The organism is Nocardia sp. NPDC005998 (assembly GCF_040614395.1).
In the GTDB taxonomy this organism is placed as follows: domain Bacteria; phylum Actinomycetota; class Actinomycetes; order Mycobacteriales; family Mycobacteriaceae; genus Nocardia.
The window spans coordinates 231132-250419 of the sequence record NZ_JBEXUI010000006.1; the positions used below are offsets into that span (position 1 = coordinate 231132).

The following is a 19288-nucleotide window of genomic DNA, read 5'->3' on the forward strand; positions in this document are numbered from 1 at the left end:
CCCGGGCGTCGCGTGAAGTCTGCCACAATCGTGCTGATCTATCGAGGCGGGCATCGAGCGAGGCTAGGGAGCACGGTTTTGAGCACTGCATCGCGCAGCGATTCCATGGGGGGTGGTGGTCGGGAGACGGGCGGGCGCACTGCATCGCGCAGCGATTCCACGGGGGGTGGTGGTCGGGAGACGGGGCGGAATGAGTACCGGCCGGTGTATCAGACCTCGCTGGTCGATCCCGCCGAGTTCTGGGCCGAGGCGGCGGAGGCGATCGACTGGGAGGTCCCGCCAACCCAGATCGTCGACACCACGGCTCGCGCGATGGCCAGATGGTTTCCGGACGCTCGCCTGAATACCTCCTTCAACGCCCTCGACCGGCACGTGCACGGTGGTGCCGCGCCGAACGAAGTGAGCCGGGCCGATCAGCCCGCACTAATATACGACTCCGCTATGACCGGCACCAGTGGTGTTTTCACCTACGCCGAACTGCTCGCGGCGGTTGCCGAATTCGCCGGTGCGATGGTCCGTTTGGGCGTCTCGGCGGGTGACCGCGTCGTCATCTACCTGCCGATGATCCCCGAGGCCGTGATCGCCATGTTGGCCTGCGCCCGCATCGGCGCGGTGCATTCGGTGGTCTTCGGCGGCTTCGCCGCACCCGAACTCGCCGCCCGCATCGACGATGCCGAGCCTGTGCTCATCGTCACTGCCTCGGGCGGCTTGGAGCCGGGCCGGGCGGTCGACTATCCGCCGATCGTGCTGCGGGCGCTCGATCTCGCCGAGACCAGCGCGGCGCGCCACGTGATCGTGAAACAGCGCCCGCAGTTCCCGACGATCCACTTCCCCGCCCCACAGCCGGCCACCGAATCACTGCCGAGTTCGGCCCAGACCGTCGCGGCGCAATGGCTGGATTGGGACGATGCTGTCCGAGATGCGCCACCCGCCGATCCGGTGCCGGTCGCCGCGACCGATCCGCTCTACATCCTCTACACCTCGGGCACCACCGGGAAGCCGAAGGGCGTGGTCCGCGACAACGGCGGACATGCGGTCGCGCTGGCCTGGTCCATGCGCAATATCTATGACGTCGGTCCCGGCCAGGTGATGTGGGCTGCCTCCGATGTGGGCTGGGTGGTCGGCCACTCCTACATCGTCTACGCGCCGCTGCTGGTCGGCGCGACAACGCTGCTCTACGAAGGCAAGCCGGTCGGCACTCCGGACGCGGGTGCGTACTGGCGGGTGGTCGCAGAGCACAACGTCCGGGTGCTGTTCACCGCGCCGACCGCGCTGCGCGCCATCCGCAAGGCCGATCCCGATGCCGAGCTGGCGCACAGCTACGACCTGTCCGGCCTGCGCGCGCTGTTCTGCGCCGGGGAGCGCCTCGATCCGGCCACCTACGAGTGGGCCAGCGAAGTACTGCTCGCCGACCGGACGGACTGCCCCGTGGTCGACCACTGGTGGCAGACCGAGACCGGCTGGCCGATCTGCGCGAATCTGCTCGGCCTGCAACAGCTTCCGATCAAGGCGGGTTCGGCGTCGGTGCCGGTCCCCGGCTACCGGCTGCGGGTGCTCGACGCCGAGGGCAATCCGGTCGCGCCGGGTACCGAGGGCAATATCGTCATCGGGCTACCACTACCGCCCGGCACGCTGACCGGGCTATGGCGCGACGAAGATCGCTTCCAGCGTTCCTATATGTCGGCATTTCCCGGCCACTACCTCACCGGCGACTCCGGATACTTCGATGAGGACGGCTACCTCTACGTACTCGGTCGCAGCGACGACGTGATCAATATGGCCGGGCACCGGCTCTCCGCTGGCAGCATCGAGGCCGCCATCGCCGGACATGCCGCGGTCGCCGAATGCGCGGTGATCGGGCTGCCCGATGAACTCAAGGGCCAGCGGCCGATCGCATACGTGGTGCTCAAATCCGGCGTCGAAATCGATCCGGAGCGCCTCCGCGAGGAACTGGTCGCCCGGGTGCGCGAGCAGGTCGGCGCAATCGCCACCCTGCACGACGCCGTCATCGTCTCCGCACTGCCCAAGACCAGATCGGGCAAGATCCTGCGCAAGACCCTCCGCCAGATCACCGCGGGCGATACCTATGAGGTGCCGTCCACCATCGAAGATCCCTCGGTGCTTGCCGCACTGGAAGTGCAGATCCGGGCTAGCCGTCTGCAGGAGTCGGGACCCGAAGCCGTCGCCCCGAACGGCGATCCCATTGTGCCGTCATAACTTTGCGGCACCGCGGCGTTACACCCCTTAGGGAATCCTCAGGGATAGCTCACACCTGTGCCAGCGCTGGGCAATAGCGTCTGATGCGCTGGACCACAGCACTGATCGAAGACGTAGACCCGTAGATCTGGAGGCACAGATGAAACTCTTCCGCAGTCGCCCGGCCGTCGCCGCGCTCGCCGCAGGCGCAACCGCCAGTGTGGCCGTGTTGCTCTCCCCGGCCATCGCAGCCGCGGATCCGATGACACTGGCCGGGCCGCTGCTGAGTTCCGACTGCACCTTCGCGCAGGTCGATGCGGCACTGCACGCCAAAGCACCGCAACTGGCGGCGATGCTCGACGCCAATCCGACCCAGAAGGCCGAACTGCAGCGCAAGTTCGACCAACCGGTCGAGCAGCGCCGCGCTGAACTCCAGGCAATGATCAACGAGAACCCGGGCGCCGCGAAGGATGCGGAGAACGATCCGCGCGCCAACAGTCTGGCGGAAACCATCCGCACGGTGGCCGCGACCTGCCACAACTACTGACGGCCGTCCGACACGCCGAGCTGACTCCCCGGATACCGACCGGCCGACCGATCCGGCAAGCACATGGGTAACTCGCCGGGTACGCCCGACAATGCCGAGGCACCCACTGCGGGACCTACCCCAAAACATGGGAACACCTGCTGGTATGGCCGGAATATCCGGGGAGCTGGGGGAGCAGAATGAACGATGTGACCATCGAACGCAGCGTGAACCCGACCGTCCTTGTCGTCGACGATGACGAGGACGTACTCGCATCGGTCGAGCGCGGGCTGCGCCTGTCCGGCTTCCAGGTTCGGGTCGCCAGGGATGGCGCCGAGGCGCTGCGCAGCGTGACCGAGCAGGCGCCGGACGCGGTGGTGCTCGATATGAATATGCCGGTGCTCGACGGCGCGGGCGTGGTGACGGCATTGCGCGCACTCGGCAATGATGTCCCGATCTGTGTGCTCAGCGCCCGCGCCTCCGTCGACGACCGGATCTCCGGACTGGAATCCGGTGCCGACGACTATCTGACCAAGCCGTTCGTGCTGGCCGAATTGGTAGCGCGGATAAAGGCTTTGCTGCGCCGCCGCTCGGACGCCCCGGCCTCGGCCACCCCCGGCGCGATCGCGGTCGGACCGCTCGAGGTCGATGTCGCCGGATACCGCGCACTGCTGAACGGGCGCGAAATCGAGCTCACCAAACGCGAATTCGAACTGCTGTCCACCCTGGCGCGCAATGCGGGCGTGGTGCTGAGCCGCGAGCGGCTGCTGGAATTGGTGTGGGGCTACGACTTCGCCGCCGATACCAATGTCGTGGATGTCTTCGTCGGATATCTGCGGCGCAAGCTGGAGGTGGAGCGCACGCCCCGGCTCCTGCACACCGTCCGCGGCGTCGGGTTCGTGCTGCGAGCGCCCAAGTGAGTGCGCCATGACACCGGCGCCCCAGCTGACCTCCGGCCCAGCGACTCCCGCAAAACGGCGGCGGCGCACATTCTCGCTGCGCACCCGGGTGGCCGGAGCGGCCGCGGTCGGGGCGATCATCATTGTCACGATCATCGGTGTGCTCTCCTCACGGGCCATCGAGCGCAATAATCTGGCCCAGACCGATCAGCAGCTGACCATCGCATCGCGGCTGGTGCTGATCGATTCGGTGCTTGCTGTCGGCGTGCTCGGTCTGGTCGGTCCGACCTATGACATGGCGGTGACGGTCCGCGATAACAACACGATCGTGGCGAGCACACCCATTCGCCTGCCCGAACAGCCGATCGGATCGCATTCGGTCACCGTGAACGGCACGCCGTTCCGCGTGCTCACCACCACCGAGAACCAGCCAGCGGGACGGGTTGTCTCGCTGGGCATTCCGGCCACCGACGCGGCACGGGCAACCGCCGAGCAACAACGCTGGGTGCTGGCCGGAGCCGGATTGGCGATCGCCACCGCGGCCGCACTCGGCTGGCTGCTCGCGGGCCGTGCGGTGCGCCCGATCGTCGATCTGACCCGACAGGTCGGCGCGCGCAGCGGATATCGCGATCCGGACAATCCACAGGCACCGGTCGACGGGTCCGGAGTCAAGGAGGCGGAAAAACTCGCCGAGGCGGTGAACACCCTGCTACAGCGGGTGGATCAGGCGCAGAGCGAAACCGCCGCCGCACTGGAAACCGCAAGGGATTTCGCGGCCGTGTCCGCACATGAACTGCGCACACCCCTCACCGCGATGCGCACCGATCTCGAGGTGCTGCGCACCCTCGATCTGGACGAGGCGCAGCGCGCCGAAATCCTCGCCGACGTGCAGCGCAGCCAGGGCCGCGTCGAAACCACCTTGGCCGCACTGGAACGTCTGGCGTCCGGCGATCTGACACATGAGCGCGATCATGTAGCAACCGACGTCGGCGATCTGTGCGATCAAGCCGCGCACGATGCCATGCGGCACTTCCCGGGACTGAGCGTACGCATTGATACCGATGCCGAACTGATCACCCGCGGCCTGCCCGCCGGACTGCGGCTGGCGGTGGACAATGCCCTGGCCAACTCGGTCAAACACGGCAGTGCCACCGAGGCAGTGGTCTCCGCGCACCGAATCCCCAATGGCCACATACTGATCACCGTCGACGACAATGGCCGCGGCATTCCCGTCGAGGAGCGCACCGCTGTCTTCGAACGATTCTTCCGCGGCAGTCAGGCCAGTAAGGGCGGATCCGGACTCGGCCTCGCCCTCGTCGCCCAACAGGCCCAATTACACGGCGGCCGCGCCTATTTCGACGACAGCCCACTCGGCGGCGCACGTTTGGTGCTCGATCTGCCGGAACGCAGTACCGAGGCCTGACCGAGCCGAAAACGCGAACCGGCCCGGGATGCGGCCGACGACAATTGCCGCCGTTGCGCTGCCCGGGCCGGTTCGCCGAGTAAGAAGTCCTACTTCGGCGGCGCGGTGACCTTGACCGGCTTACCCCACGCCGACAGCGTCACCTTGATGGTGCCCGGATCCCGCTTGACCACTGCCTGAACCAGATTCGGGCCGGTGCCGGGCGAGGCGGCCTGCGACGGCAGCGCCGATGCCGAACCCGACGGCGGCGCGACATCCGCGATCCACAGGGTGATCGGGAACGTACCGGCCGGGTCACCCGACTTGGGCACGATGGGATCGATCACCGAGGAGTCGATGGTGCCGGACACCTTCACGGTGTCGGTGCCATCGAGCTTTTCCCGACCCTCCACCTTAGGGTTCTTCACCTGGGCAATGAGGTTGGCCAGACCCTTGTCCTTGTCCAGGATTACGCCCGGGTCGTAGATCTGTTCGGCCGAACCCACTTTGGCGTAGGCGGAGGAACCACCGGTCTGCGCGTACATCACCTTGTCGACGACCAGGAACTTGGCCTGGATGAAGTCGGCCTCGGGCTTGGTCCGCACCTTCGCCTCACCGATAGCCTGACCGGCGCCCTGCGGCTGGTTGGTCACATCCGCCGAAACGGTCTCGACCGGGAGGTTGGTGAGGTTGTCCACCTTCAGATTCAGGTGCACGGCCTGCAGAGTCTGGGTGGTTCTGGCGGACTCCTGCACGATCTGCGCCGCTTCGGGCAGCTGACCCGAAGGCGGTGCAGACGAAGTGGTGGACTTCGAGTCGGAGCTGGAGCTGCAACCCGTCACCAGTGCCGCGAACATCGACGCCGCGACCACGGCGGGCACGAGTCCCGGTCGGCGAAGCCGGATTCGGTGCGAGGTGCGTGCTCGCGCTGTCAGATCACTCAATGTTCTGCCCCCAGAAGAGTGCGAGGTCGATACGACCGGTTGGTATGACGGAGACAGCTGGTGCTGCCGCCCGATGTAGTGCAGCATTTCGCCCGCCAGATTAGCCTGTCCCGCAGGCCAACTCGACCCCGTTTGCAGGCGAAGTCGAGGCGAGCCACACACACTGCGGGTGACGACGTTACCCTTGGTGCGGTCTTCTCGCAGAGATCGGGGGGAATCCGACGCGAAAGTAACCGGGTTAAGGGATTGTTTGGTGAGATGTAAGGCACTGGAAGCACGATGCTGTCATGAACGTTCAGGCAGTGCGTGCGACTTTGGCGGGACATCCGGTTCACCGGATGACGCGACCCCGCGCCTGTCCGCGATACACGCCATAACCCCGGGGCCGACAACGGCCACCGAACCGCGGATCAGACACGGAGGAATGCGATGACGAACAGCCAACCAGAAGCGGAGGAGCGGGACTTCCGTAGACCGCCCGGGCCGCCTCCTGGTGGCCCTCAGGTCTCAAATGTGTGGGTATACAACGGAAAAGCCTACGATCTGAGCGACTGGATCTCCAAGCATCCCGGCGGCGAGTTCTTCATCGGGCGAACGAAAAATCGCGACATCACCTCCATCATCGGGTCCTACCATCGCGATCCGGAACGCATCGGACGAATGCTCGAGCGATATGCGCTCGGCCGCGACGCATTGCCCGAGGACATCCATCCGAAGAACAACGCACCGGATTTCTTGTTCAAAGAAGGCTTCGACAGCTGGCAGGACACCCCGAAGTACCGATTCGACAATAAGAATGATCTGCTCCACCAGGTAAAGGCGCGGTTGAAAGAACCGCAGCTGGCCGCGCGCCTGCGGCGCATGGATACGATCTTCAACATCGTGGTCGCGGTGCTGGCCGTCGCGTACTTCGCGGTCCAGGGGTTGCGCCTGTTCGAGCGCAGTTGGATGCCGTTGCCGGTCTTCGTGATCGCGATGGTGCTGCTGCGCAGTTCGCTGGCCGGATTCGGCCACTACGCGATCCACCGGGCGCAAAAGGGCCTCAACAAGATCTACACGAACACCTTCGATTTCAATTACGTGGCACTGGCTTTCGTCACGGCGGACGGCCACGCACTGCTGCACCACCCGCACACCCAGAGTGAAGTCGATATCAAGAAGAACGTCTTCACCATGATGATGCGGGTGCCGCGGCTATACCGTGTGCCAATTCACACCCTGCACAAATTCGGTCACACAGTGACCGGCATGACGATTCGACTGCTCGACGTCTGCCGACTCACCCGAAAAGTCGGCATCAAGGACATGTACGGAACGTGGGGCGGAGCACTGCCACACTTCATCGGATCGTTCGGGGTGCGCGCACTACTGCTCGGCGAGTTGGTGGTATTCACCCTCGCGGGCGATTTCTGGGCCTGGGCACTGCAATTCGTGGTGACGCTGTGGATCAGCACCTTCCTGGTTGTCGCGAGTCATGATTTCGAAGTGGAGACCGAGGAACTCCCCGCACCCGATACCGAGGACTGGGCCGTCAACCAAGTGGAGCAGGCCTACGACCTCACGGTGATCGGAAACCGTTATATCGACTGTTTTCTCGCAGCGGGTCTGAGTTCACACCGCGTACATCACGTGCTGCCATTCCAGCGCAGCGGATTCGCCAATATCGCCACCGAGGACGTATTGCGCGAAGAGGCAGCGAAATTCGGGGTCGAATGGCTGCCTGCCAAGAACTTCTTCACCGATCGGTTCCCGAAGCTCTGCCGCACCTACCTGCTGTCGCCCTCACGCGAGGCCGAGGAACGGAACTGGGGCTTCATCCGCGAGCACTTCGCGCCGGGGGCACTGAAGACATGCGCGGTCTACACAGCACAGGGGTTCACCGGAATCGGCACGGTCTGAACTGATTCCGCTGACCGATCGACCGATCGAGCCGCCCCCCGACGGCGGCGCCGATCACCATTTTCACAAGAAACGGGGAGAATTTCGTGTCTATCAGCATCGATGAGGGAACGTCGGCGGCTCGCCAGGGGAACGAGCACGGCCACAACCTCGCCGAATACGGGCTGCCACCGTCGCCGCCGACCACGGTCGGCGTGATCGAGAGCATTGCGACCGGAGCGCCGAGTCGGCATGTCGCTCAGGACGATGCCGCCGACCGGGTCGCCGAGCTGTTCACCGATCCGCAGCAGCGGGCGCGGATCTCGCGGGTCTACCAGAAGACCAAGATCGACACCCGGCGCATGGTCGTCGATCCGCTCGATCCCGAATTCCTGCCATTCAGTAGGGATCCCGGCACGATCCGGGACCGAATGAACCTGTACTACCGGCACGCGGTGCCGCTGGCCGTCGATGTCGCCGGGCGTGCACTCGCCGGAATCGAGGACGCGGCGGCGGAAATCGGATTGCTCGTCTTCGTGACCAGCACCGGTTTCATCGCCCCCGGCGTCGACGTCGCCGTGGTGAAGCAGCTCGGGCTATCGCCGTCGGTGGGTCGGGTCGTGGTGAACTTCATGGGGTGCGCGGCCGCAATGAACGGCATTCGCACTGCCGTGGATTATGTTCGGGCGCATCCAGATAAGAAGGCCATGGTGGTGTGCCTCGAGCTCAGCTCGGTGAATGCGGTCTTCGACGACAATGTCAACGATGTGATCATCCACAGCCTGTTCGGGGACGGGTGCGGGGCGGTCGTCATCGGCGCGGGTCGGGTCCAGCAGCCGCTGGCCCCCGGCAAGGTGGTGATCCGGGACAGCTTCAGCCAGCTGTTCGACGGCGCGGAGGACGGCATCGTGCTCGGCGTCAATCACAATGGCATCACCTGCGAGTTATCGGAGAATCTGCCCCGGTACATCTATTCCGGGGTCGATCCCGTGGTCACCGATGTCCTGCGCCGCAATGGTCTGCAGAAGTCCGATATCGATCTGTGGGCGATCCATCCGGGTGGGCCCAAGATCATCGAGGAGTCCGTGCATTCGCTGGGAATCGCACCGGAGCGCGCTGCGCTGAGCTGGGATGTGCTGGCGAAGTTCGGCAATATGCTGAGCGTGTCGCTGATCTTCGTGCTGGAACAAATGATTCAGCAGGAGACGGCGAAGCCGATCTCGACCGGTGTGGCGTTCTCCTTCGCCCCGGGGGTCACCCTCGAAGGCATGATCTTCGACATCATTCGCCGGTAGCGCACCGGCATCAGGAGCGCAGCAACCATGCAACTCGTCCGATTCCTCATCTCGATCTCCTGGATGCGGATCGCTTCCGTCATTGCCGCTGGCCTCATTTGCGGTGCGGCCAATACCTATCTGGTGACACTTATCCGGGGTGTCGTGTCACCGGAACCGCATCCGAATGTCAACCTGCAGAACTTCGCCCTGACCGGCCTGGTCATTCTGGTCAGTGGCGTCGCATCGCAAGTGCTGCTGATCCGCCTGGCCCAGGATGCGATCTACCGGCTGCGCGCGGATCTGAGTTCGGGGATCGTCGCGGCTCCGCTCGAGCATTTGGAACGCCTCGGCATGCATCGCCTGATGGCGACGCTCACCGAGGATGTGCGCTCGCTCTCGCAGGCGGTGACCGCCATCCCGAGCATCTGCATCGATGTGGCCACCATCATCGGCTGCTTCGTCTTCCTCCTGGTGGTCTCGGGTCCGCTCTTCGCGGTAACGGTGGCAGGCACGCTGCTCGGGATCGCCTGTGTAGAGCTGATTCTCGCGCGGGTGCGCAATATCTACCGCGAGGCGCGTGAGAACGAAGACGCGCTGCTGCGGTCGTACCAGGCCGTGACGCTCGGCATCAAAGAGTTGAAGCTGCATCGAGGGCGGCGCCGGGACTTCATGGATCGGCATCTGCTCGATTCGGCCGCGACACTGCGCGCGCAGAACGTGGATGCCGGATCCAAATTCTCAGTGGCACAGGGATTTGGGCAGGCGCTGCAACTGGGCACCATGGCGCTGATTCTGTTCGTACTGGTGGCGCCGCTGGATCTGTCGCGCGATGTCATGGTCGGCTACGTCCTGGTGACGACCTTCCTGGCGATGCCGATGCAGAACTTCATGCACCGCATCCCGGACCTGCTGCGCGGTGATGTGGCGCTGGCGAAGATCCGGGCCATGAACCTGTCCATGCGGACCATGCACAACGAGGAACAGCTGCCGTTCACGGAACGTCCCGCCGTCGACGAGGCACGGCTGGTGCTGACGAATGTGAGCTACAGCTATCGGATGGAACCGCCGCCGCCGTTTCCGCCCGGTCCGGGTGCGCCCGCTCCCGGTGCGCCCGCTCCCGGTGCACCGCCGCCTGGTCCGGGTGCACCGCCGCCGGGTCCCGGCGCACCCGGCCGTGGCGCGCATCCGCCCGGCCGTGGTCCACGCCCCGGCGGGCCGCGACCGGACGTCAACGGCCATCGGTTCGTCGACCACAGCGGACACGACAATCGGCCGCTACCACTCGGGCCGCCGCCGGAAACGGGCAACGGCGAGTCCGGATTCCGGCTCGGTCCGCTCGACCTGGTCTTCGAACCCGGGCAGATCACCTTCATCGTCGGTGGTAACGGCAGCGGCAAATCCACGCTGGCCAAGTTGATCACGGGCCTGTACGTGCCGCAGTCGGGCACGCTGTCGCTCAATGGCGAGCCGATCGACCACGAGAACATCGAGTGGTTCCGGCAAAACTCCTCGGCGATCTTCACCGACTTCCACCTGTTCGAGGAGTACCTCGGCTTCGATCGGCCGGGGCTCGACAGTGAAGTGCGCCGCTATCTCGAGGAATTGCAGATCGCGCACAAGGTGACCGTGCAGGACGGGCGGTTGTCCACCATCGATCTGTCCCAAGGCCAACGCAAACGGCTCGCGCTGTTGACCGTCCTGCTCGAGGACCGGCAGCTTTATGTCTTCGACGAATGGGCCGCCGATCAGGAGCCCAAGTTCCGCGACGTCTTCTATCGGGAGATCCTCGTCGACCTCAAAAAGCGCGGGAAGACCGTCATCGTGATCACCCACGACGACCGGTACTTCGATTGCGCCGACCAGTTGGTCAAGCTCGATTTCGGCCGAATGGTCGATGCGAAACCGGTCGAGGAGCACACCAGCATCGAGCTTTCGTGACCCGAATTCTCCTGCTGCCCTTACCGAACTCTCAGAGTTCGGCCACCGTTGAGGCCCTTGCAGACCTCTAGGGTCTGCTGTTGTGACTGAGCGCAGCGAAGGAACCGAAGACACAGCATCGCCGATCACGGCGGCGCCGAGCGTTAGCGAGGCGCTGTTGTGACTGAGCGCAGCGAAGGAACCAAAGACACAGCATCGCCGATCACGGCGGCGCCGAGCGTTAGCGAGGCGCTGTTGTGATCGGAAGGCGCGCCCACTGGGCCCTGCTCGCGGTTGCCGTTCTCACCGCCGGGGCGCTCGGAAGTGCCATCACCGCATGCACAAGATCGTCCAGCGCACCGAGCGGTATCGCCTTGGTGAACGCCGATACCGGACCGACCGGTGCCCGCATCGCACAGGGGCTGCAGCAGGAGGGCGGCGGTTACGAGTGGACCGTCGGCAAACCCGGTGAAATCAATGCCGACGACTACGCGGCGGTGATCACCCTGCCCGCCGATCTGACCGAATCCATGGGCACGCTGGCGAGCGGACAGCCGAAACGGGCCAGGGTCACGGTGGATACCCATAAGGGCGCCGATGCGAACCTGGTGAACGGTGCGGTGAATGCCGTGACGCACCGGGTCGGCGCGGCCGGAGTCGACGCCGCCCTCGCCGCGGTCGCGCAGGCGCGCACGCAGATGACCTCGGTGCAGTTCACCACCCAACTGCTCAATGCCGGGGTGAATGCCGCCGCGGCGGGCGCCGATCAGTTCAGCTCGGGCGCGGATCAGCTGCTCGGCTTCCTGAGTTTCGCCAAGGAGGGGTCGGCACAGCTGACTTCGGCCATCGCGCTGCTGAATTCGACCGTCTCCGGCGCGGCAGCACAGGCGAATCAGCTTGCCTCGGCTCTGGATTCGACCGGTGTCACGATCGGACAGGTCCAACAGACCGCGAATACGGTCAGCGGCGGACTCGATCAGATCCTGCCGCTGCTGCGCGCACTCCCCTTCGCCAGTGATCCGCAGGTGGCCGACATCATCGGGAAACTCGAAGGGCTACGCAATGTTTCGGGCCAGGCCGGATCCCAGCTGAGCGGTCTCGGCGAGCTGGTCGGCAGCGCCGTCGATCCGAGCACCGATCTCGGCACCCTGCTGCGCACCGTGGTCGACCGGTTGACCGGTGCCAGCGCACAATTGGCCGAGGGTGCCAAACTCGCCGAGGGCCTGCCCCAACTCGCCGATCAGGGCGGCGCCCAATTGGTCAGCGCCATCGGCCAACTCACCGGCGGTGTCACCCAGCTCCAGCAGATCGTGAGCAACCTCAGCACCCAAACCGATAAGGCCGTCGCAGCCCTGCCCCAGCGCAGCGGCGCCCAGCAGTCAGCACTAGCCCTCGCACTCACCGACCCGGTCGAGATCGTGCACAACTGATGCGTCCGGATTCGCCTGACCACCATCGAGAACCGGATTGTGGCCCGTGCTCCGTCAGTTGGAACATGGGCCACATAAGCGAGCCACCACGGAGCGAATCTTACGAGCGACGTTCGCGGCCCCACCAGGGGGCCGCGAACACGCAGCGCCGCAGGCGCTGCAATTAGACAGAGCCTAGTTCGCGTCCAGCAGGTCGATCACGAAGACCAGGGTCTTGCCCGAGAGGTGGTGGCCAGAACCGGCCGGGCCGTAGGCCAGCTCCGGCGGAATGGTCAGCTGGCGGCGGCCGCCAACCTTCATGCCCGGAATGCCGTCCTGCCAGCCCTGGATCAGGCCGCGCAGCGGGAAGCTGATGGACTCGCCGCGCTTCCAGGAAGAGTCGAACTCCTCGCCGCTGTCGAATTCCACACCGACGTAGTGCACCTCGACGACGCCACCCGGCACCGCTTCCTTACCCTCACCGATGGTGAGGTCCTTGATCACCAGCTCGGTGGGCGCGGGGCCCTCCTGGAATTCGATCTCCGGCTTGGTCATTCGGCTATCCCCTCTGATAGGTGACGGTGGATTGGACGGAAAAACTAACGCCCGCTGATCTCGTGGTAGTCACGGTGACCGTAACCGGTGTAGATCTGACGCGGGCGGCCGATCTTCAACGGCTCGCGGTGCATTTCGCGCCAGTGCGCGATCCAGCCCGGCAGTCGGCCCATCGCGAACAGCACGGTGAACATGCGGGTCGGGAAGCCCATGGCCTTGTAGATGACGCCGGTGTAGAAGTCGACGTTCGGGTACAGCTGACGCGAGATGAAGTACTCGTCGGTGAGCGCGGCCTCTTCGAGAGACTTTGCGATATCGAACAATTCGTCATCGCCGCCGAGCTTGGACAGGATGGTGTCGGCGTGCTTCTTGGCGATCGAGGCACGCGGGTCGTAGTTGCGGTAGACGCGGTGCCCGAAGCCCATGAGCTTCACGCCGTCTTCCTTGTTCTTGACCTTGCGGATGAATTCCTTGACATTGCCGCCCTCGGCCTTGATGCCGTCCAGCATCTCCAGCACGGCCTGGTTGGCGCCGCCGTGCAGCGGGCCCCACAGCGCGTTGATACCGCCGGAGACGGAGGTGAACAGGTTGGCGTCCGAGGAGCCGACCAGGCGCACGGTCGAGGTGGAGCAGTTCTGCTCGTGATCGGCGTGCAGGATGAGCAGCATGTCGAGGGCGGCGGCGATCTCCGGATCGACCTCGTAGGGTTCGGCCGGGAAGCCGAACGTCATCCGCAGGAAGTTCTCCACCAGGCTCAGCGAGTTGTCCGGGTAGAGGAAGGGCTGGCCGACCGACTTCTTGTACGAGTAGGCCGCAATGGTGGGCAACTTGGCCAATAGTCGGATGGTCGATAGCTCGACCTGTTCGGGATCGCGCGGGTCCAGCGAATCCTGGTAGTACGCCGAGAGCGCGTTCACCGCGGAGGACAGCACCGGCATCGGGTGCGCGTTGCGCGGGAAGCCGTCGAAGAACCGCTTGAGATCCTCGTGCAGCAGGGTGTGGCGGCGGATCCGGTCGGTGAACTCGTCCAACTGCGCCTGGGTCGGCAGCTCACCGTAGATCAGCAGGTAGCTGACCTCGATGAAGTTCGAGGACTCCGCGAGCTGGTCGATCGGATAGCCGCGGTAGCGCAGGATGCCCGCTTCGCCGTCGATGTAGGTGATCGCCGACTTGGTCGGCGCAGTGTTCATGAATCCGGGGTCGTACGTCACATACCCGGTGCTGGCCAGCATTTTGCCGAGGTCGATGCCGTCATTGCCTTCGTTGGCTTCGGCGATCGTCATGGCGTATTCGCCGCCGGGGTAACTCAGCACCGGCTTGGCGTCGTTGATGTGGTCTTTTTCGGGCACGGAAGGATCCCTCTCAGGCTAGGACCGTCGGCATCGGGGTGCGGTCGGCACGGCGGTGCTCTCACGTAGACGCTAGTCGCTGCTCGCACGGCCCGAGAACGAGGGTGCCCAGCGACCGACCTCACAAACACCCTCGCGTCACGTGAGGTTTATCGCGCTAACCCGACACCGGCACCGACGACGACCTGGCGATCCGATATCGCACGAATGCCGGAAATGCCAGTGCCGCCAGCACTACACCGATCACCACCAGCACACCGCCGCCCGCCGCGGCGACCGCGGTACCCAGGCCGGCCGCGGCAAAACCGTGGGCAACATCACCGATGCGCGGGCCGCCTGCGACGATCACGATGAACACGCCCTGCAACCGCCCGCGCATCTCATCGGTGGTGACGGTCTGCAACATGGCGACGCGCAGTGCGGCCGAGACCATATCGACCGCACCGCCGAAGGCCGAGCAGGCCAGCGCGATCCACAGCCCCGGCCCGATGCCGAGGCCGTGGCCGGTCAGTCCGACGGCCAGCCCGAAGCCGACCATGGCCAGACCCCACAGCGCGATACAGACCACCACCGCCAGGCCCTGGCGGCGCACATGCGCGATCCAGCCGGAGAACACCCCGCCGAGTACCGCGCCGACCGACATGGACGCGAACAGCAGGCCGAGCGCGACGCCGCCGGTGGCCGGGTCAGCGAAGGTCTCGCGCGCGATCTGCGGGAACAGCGCGCGCGGCATGCCGAAGACCATGGCGATCACATCGACGATGAAGGAGGCGAGCAGGATGCGCTGCGTCGCCAGATAGGCGAAACCGTCCAGAACCGTGTGGAATCCGGCCTTGCGCGCGGTTCCGGTTGGTGCGATGGCCGGCAGCTTCCACACCGCCCAGACGGTGGCGAGCAGCGCGATGGCGTCGATCAGATACAGGGTGGACAGCCCGAGGACAGGGATCAGCACACCCGCGAGCACCGGTCCGGCAATGGCGCCGATCTGCTGCACGGTCATGCTGAGCGCGCTGGCGGCAGCCAGGTGTTCGACGGGGAGCAGCCGCGGGATGGCGGCGCTGCGGGTCGGCTGATTCACCGCGAACAGCGCCTGCTGCGCGGCGAAAAGCCCCAGCACGATCCACACATTGTCGAATCCGGCCGCGGCTTGAGCCCAGAAGGCCAGCGCGGTCACGCCGGTGCCGCAGTTGGTGATGAGCATCAGCTTGCGCCGGTCCATCACGTCGGCGAGCGCACCGCCCCACAGACCGAACACGATCAGCGGTATCAGGCCGAACAGCCCGGCCAGCCCGACATAGCCCGAGCTGCCGGTGATCTGGAAGATCTGCTGCGGCACCGCCACCACGGACAGCTGCGAACCGATCACGGTGACGATATTGCTGGTCCACAACCGTCGGAAATCGGGATAGCGCAGCGGGGTGGTGTCGGCGAGCAGTTTCACCGATCGCAGCGTAATGAGTCGGTCAGCGGCCCAACAACGTTGGGGGCCCGCTGTTCCAGCATCGCGCAGCGATTCGTTGAGGGGTAGTGGCCGGGCGACGGTGGGCGCATCGCGCAGCAATTCGATGAGGGGCGGCGGCCGGGCGACGGGTCGGCCGCTGTCGCGCAGCGATCCGATGAGGGGCAGCGGCCGCGCGACGGGTCGGCCGCTGTCGCGCAGCGATCCGATGAGGGGCAGCGGCCGGGCGACGGGTCGGCCGCTGTCGCGCAGCGATCCGTTGCGGGGGTGGTGGCCGGGTGACGGTGGGCCTGGTCAGGGTTGTAGTCGGTCGACGATCATGGCGTCACCGCTGATGCGCACCCGGATCCGGTTGTGCAGCCGACCCCGGCGCCCTTGCCAGAACTCCACTTCGTCGGGCCGGATCAGGTAGCCGCCCCAATGCGGCGGCACCGGGATCTCGTCGACATCGGCGAAGCGGGCGATGGTCTCGGCCAGCGTGCGGTCGAGTTCGGCGCGCGAGGCGATCGGCCGGGACTGCCGCGAGGCCCAAGCGCTCAACTGCGAATCGCGCGGCCGGGAACGCCAGTAGACGGAGGTGGTCTCGGGCGAGACCAGCTCGACTGGCCCACGCACATGGACCTGGCGGCCGAGCGCGGGCCAGACGAAGGTCGCGGCGGCGAACGGAACACCCGCCAGTTGGTTGCCCTTGGCCGAGTCGTAATTCGTGTAAAAAGTCACACCCTCCGGCGAGAGGCCTTTACACAGCACCGTCCTGGCAACCGGGCGCGGACCGGCATCCGTCAGCGCGACGGTGGCGACGACCATGGCATTGGGCTCGGGGATGCCGACGGCGGTGGCCTGTTCGATCCAATGCCGCAACAGCGGCTCCCAGCCCCCGGCCAGCCAGGTTTCGTCCAGATCGGTGTCCTCGCCGCTGCCGAAGGGCATGCCGCCGTAGTCGACTCGCATGGCGGCCAGATCGGACGCCGGGAGCAGGGTCGGATCGGTCACGGTCGTCTCCTGATCGATGGATGAATTGTCCAGGTCACGCATGGGGCAGACGTTACTCTGCGGTAGCAAGGAGCTAAGGTTTTGTTGATCGGCATGTGCTCGGCGAGCCACACCCTCATCGACGAGAACAGGCCTTTTCGAGCGATCGGCGTGCCGGCGCTCGCGACCTTTTCGAGCGACCGGCAAGCAGTCGCTACGGAATGCGAACCGAAGTGCAAGGAGAGTCACAACATGACTACCAGCCCCGCGGTGCCCAGCGGGCACACCGCCGTACCCCCCGACTTCATCAGCGGCCTGGAAGGCGTGGTCGCCTTCACCACCGATATCGCCGAACCCGACAAAGACGGCGGCGCGCTGCGCTACCGCGGCGTCGATATCGAAGACCTGGTCGGCTCGCAGGTGACCTTCGGCGACGTGTGGGCGCTACTGGTGGACGGCGAATTCGGTCGCGGTCTACCACCAGCCGAACCGTTCCCGCTGCCGGTGCACACCGGTGACGTGCGCGTCGACGTACAGGCCGGACTGGCCATGCTCGCCCCGATCTGGGGCTATCAGCCGCTGCTCGATATCGATGACGAGACCGCGCGGGAGAATCTGGCGCGCGCCTCGGTGATGGCGCTGTCCTACGTCGCGCAGTCCGCGCGCGGCATCTACCAGCCCGCAGTGCCGCAGAAGAAGATCGACGAGTGCACCACGGTGACCGAGCGGTTCATGACCCGCTGGAAGGGCGATCCGGATCCACGGCACACCGAGGCCATCGACGCCTACTGGGTCTCCGCCGCCGAACACGGCATGAACGCCTCCACCTTCACCGCCCGCGTCATCGCCTCCACCGGTGCCGATGTGGCCGCATCCCTGTCCGGTGCGATCGGCGCGATGTCCGGCCCGCTGCACGGCGGCGCACCGGCGCGGGTGCTGCCGATGATCGAGGCCGTCGAAAAGTCCGGTGACGCACGCGCTTTGGTCAAGGGCATCCTGGACCGCAAGGAAAAGCTGATGGGCTTCGGCCACCGGGTCTACCGGGCCGAGGATCCGCGCGCCCGCGTGCTGCGGGCCACCGCCAAGCGCCTCGGTGCCCCGCGCTTCGAGGTCGCCAGCGCGCTGGAGCAGGCCGCACTGGCCGAACTGCGCGAGCGTCGCCCGGACCGCGCCATCGAAACCAATGTCGAGTTCTGGGCCGCGGTCATCCTGGACTTCGCCGAGGTCCCCGCGCATATGATGCCCGCGATGTTCACCTGCGGCCGCACCGCCGGTTGGTGTGCCCACATCCTCGAGCAGAAGCAGCTGGGCAAGCTGGTCCGCCCGGCCGCGATCTACACCGGCCCCGGCCCGCGCCGGCCGCAGGAAGTCGCCGGCTGGACCAGCATCGCGCACGTGTAGTACGCCCTAGCGGGTGGTAATCGGACACCGTGGTGGGATCTATTGCCCACCACGGTGTCCGGCTATTTGCACCGGTAGCATCCTGGGGTCGGTCGTGAGAGAGAGCTAACGGGGAATGCTGGATAGGAATATGTCGCGGCGGCGGCTGATCGGGTTCGGTACTGCGGCCGCGGCATTCGTCGCTGGATGTAGTACCGACAATGGCAAGACCACCGTCGCACAACCGAGAACCACGACCGCCGCGAACGCCGTTGATGTGCAGGCCATGCCGAAGGCCCAGCAGCAGGCGCCCGCCGCCAACTCGCCCGCAGCGGTGGCCGCCCGGCACGCGGGTGCGCAGCCGCAGCAGTGGGGCATGAAGATGGACGGCATCACCAGCACTTTTGCCGCAACCGGCAAGCAAATGGCGGTGACCTTCGACGCATGCGGCGGGCCCGACAATAACGATATCGACGAGGCCCTGCTGAATCTGCTTATCTCCCAGCAGATTCCGGCCACGCTATTCCTCAATAAGCGCTGGATCGATGCGAATCCGGGTCGGGCCACGCAACTGGCGGCGAACCCCCTGTTCGAGCTGGCCAATCACGGTGTGGCGCACAAGCCGCTCTCGGTGACCGGCCGGGCCGCCTATGACATCGCGGGCACCGGATCGCCGCAGGAGGCGGTCGACGAGGTCTGGGCCAATCACGAACGACTCACCAACCTGCTGGGCAAACCGCCGCGCTTCTTCCGCGCGGGTACCGCGCACTATGACGATGTCGCGGTGTCGATCGTGAACGAGCTCGGCGAACGGCCCGTCGGTTTCAGCATCAACGCCGACTATGGCGCCACCGCGAGCGCGGCACAGGTCCAGAGCGCGATGAAAGCCGCGGAACCGGGCGCGATCTCGCTGGCGCATATGCACCGGCCGAACTCCGGGACGGCCGCCGGGATGACCGCGGCACTACCCGCACTGCGTGCGGCGGGGTTCACCTTTGTCCATCTGTGAACACGAATATTACGGAATGGACTGGACGTCCCAGGGATCGCGGCAATAACGCGCACCCCTCGGCGGCGAGCCAGTATGGTACCGATGCTGACTGCTATCCCGAGGTCAGCCGACCG

15 protein-coding genes are annotated in these 19288 nt (G+C 65.7%); 10 read left to right on the forward strand and 5 right to left on the reverse strand.

Translation table 11 applies throughout. The annotated features are described in order from the left end of the window. Positions 1-204 precede the first annotated feature (204 nt). From ABZ293_RS12495 to ABZ293_RS12510, 4 genes are all read left to right on the forward strand, one after another. Positions 205-2217 (forward strand): AMP-binding protein, encoded by a 2013-nt coding sequence (locus ABZ293_RS12495; RefSeq protein WP_355179941.1) that lies wholly within the window; start codon positions 205-207, stop codon positions 2215-2217. Positions 2218-2356: 139 nt separating this feature from the next. After that, a complete protein-coding gene (locus tag ABZ293_RS12500; RefSeq protein WP_355179943.1) occupies positions 2357-2743 on the forward strand; it encodes a hemophore-related protein in 387 nt (128 codons plus the stop codon). A 179-nt stretch (positions 2744-2922) separates the two neighbouring features. Next, the gene (locus ABZ293_RS12505) at positions 2923-3642 is read left to right on the forward strand and encodes a response regulator transcription factor (RefSeq protein ID WP_355179945.1); all 720 of its coding nucleotides are present in this window, start codon (positions 2923-2925) and stop codon (positions 3640-3642) included. A gap of 7 nt (positions 3643-3649) precedes the next feature. After that, positions 3650-5044 carry a HAMP domain-containing sensor histidine kinase gene (locus ABZ293_RS12510; RefSeq protein ID WP_355179947.1) on the forward strand — a complete coding sequence of 465 codons (1395 nt, stop codon included), beginning with the start codon at positions 3650-3652 and terminating at the stop codon, positions 5042-5044. Positions 5045-5133: 89 nt separating this feature from the next. On the opposite strand, the gene ABZ293_RS12515 is transcribed toward ABZ293_RS12510, so the two are convergent. Continuing rightward, complete coding sequence (locus ABZ293_RS12515) at positions 5134-5967, reverse strand: LppX_LprAFG lipoprotein (protein WP_355179949.1); 834 nt, start codon at positions 5965-5967, stop codon at positions 5134-5136. Between the two features lie 429 nt (positions 5968-6396). Between ABZ293_RS12515 and ABZ293_RS12520 the strand changes: the two genes are divergently transcribed. From ABZ293_RS12520 to ABZ293_RS12535, 4 genes are all read left to right on the forward strand, one after another. Next, positions 6397-7866: a cytochrome b5 domain-containing protein gene (locus ABZ293_RS12520; RefSeq protein WP_355179951.1), complete on the forward strand. Its 1470-nt coding sequence runs from the start codon at positions 6397-6399 to the stop codon at positions 7864-7866. 92 nt (positions 7867-7958) lie between these two features. Next, positions 7959-9140: a 3-oxoacyl-[acyl-carrier-protein] synthase III C-terminal domain-containing protein gene (locus ABZ293_RS12525; RefSeq protein ID WP_355180025.1), complete on the forward strand. Its 1182-nt coding sequence runs from the start codon at positions 7959-7961 to the stop codon at positions 9138-9140. A 27-nt stretch (positions 9141-9167) separates the two neighbouring features. Next, a complete protein-coding gene (locus ABZ293_RS12530) occupies positions 9168-11060 on the forward strand; it encodes an ATP-binding cassette domain-containing protein (protein WP_355179953.1) in 1893 nt (630 codons plus the stop codon). Between the two features lie 236 nt (positions 11061-11296). Continuing rightward, positions 11297-12469, forward strand: coding sequence for a hypothetical protein (locus tag ABZ293_RS12535; RefSeq protein ID WP_355179954.1), 1173 nt, complete (start codon positions 11297-11299; stop codon positions 12467-12469). A gap of 174 nt (positions 12470-12643) precedes the next feature. On the opposite strand, the gene ABZ293_RS12540 is transcribed toward ABZ293_RS12535, so the two are convergent. The 4 genes from ABZ293_RS12540 to pdxH form a co-directional block, all read right to left on the reverse strand. Then, positions 12644-13003, reverse strand: coding sequence for an FKBP-type peptidyl-prolyl cis-trans isomerase (locus tag ABZ293_RS12540; RefSeq protein ID WP_355179955.1), 360 nt, complete (start codon positions 13001-13003; stop codon positions 12644-12646). A gap of 44 nt (positions 13004-13047) precedes the next feature. Continuing rightward, a complete protein-coding gene (locus tag ABZ293_RS12545) occupies positions 13048-14352 on the reverse strand; it encodes a citrate synthase (protein ID WP_355179957.1) in 1305 nt (434 codons plus the stop codon). A gap of 157 nt (positions 14353-14509) precedes the next feature. Next, positions 14510-15793, reverse strand: coding sequence for an MFS transporter (locus tag ABZ293_RS12550; protein WP_355179959.1), 1284 nt, complete (start codon positions 15791-15793; stop codon positions 14510-14512). Positions 15794-16105: 312 nt separating this feature from the next. After that, on the reverse strand, positions 16106-16846 hold the full coding sequence (pdxH, locus tag ABZ293_RS12555; protein ID WP_355179961.1) for a pyridoxamine 5'-phosphate oxidase: 741 nt from the start codon (positions 16844-16846) through the stop codon (positions 16106-16108). A 189-nt stretch (positions 16847-17035) separates the two neighbouring features. Here pdxH and ABZ293_RS12560 point away from each other — a divergent pair, with 189 nt between their 5' ends. Beyond that, on the forward strand, positions 17036-18184 hold the full coding sequence (locus tag ABZ293_RS12560) for a citrate synthase 2 (protein WP_355179963.1): 1149 nt from the start codon (positions 17036-17038) through the stop codon (positions 18182-18184). Between the two features lie 130 nt (positions 18185-18314). Beyond that, the gene (locus ABZ293_RS12565; RefSeq protein WP_355179965.1) at positions 18315-19172 is read left to right on the forward strand and encodes a polysaccharide deacetylase family protein; all 858 of its coding nucleotides are present in this window, start codon (positions 18315-18317) and stop codon (positions 19170-19172) included. The last annotated feature ends 116 nt before the right edge of the window (positions 19173-19288 follow it).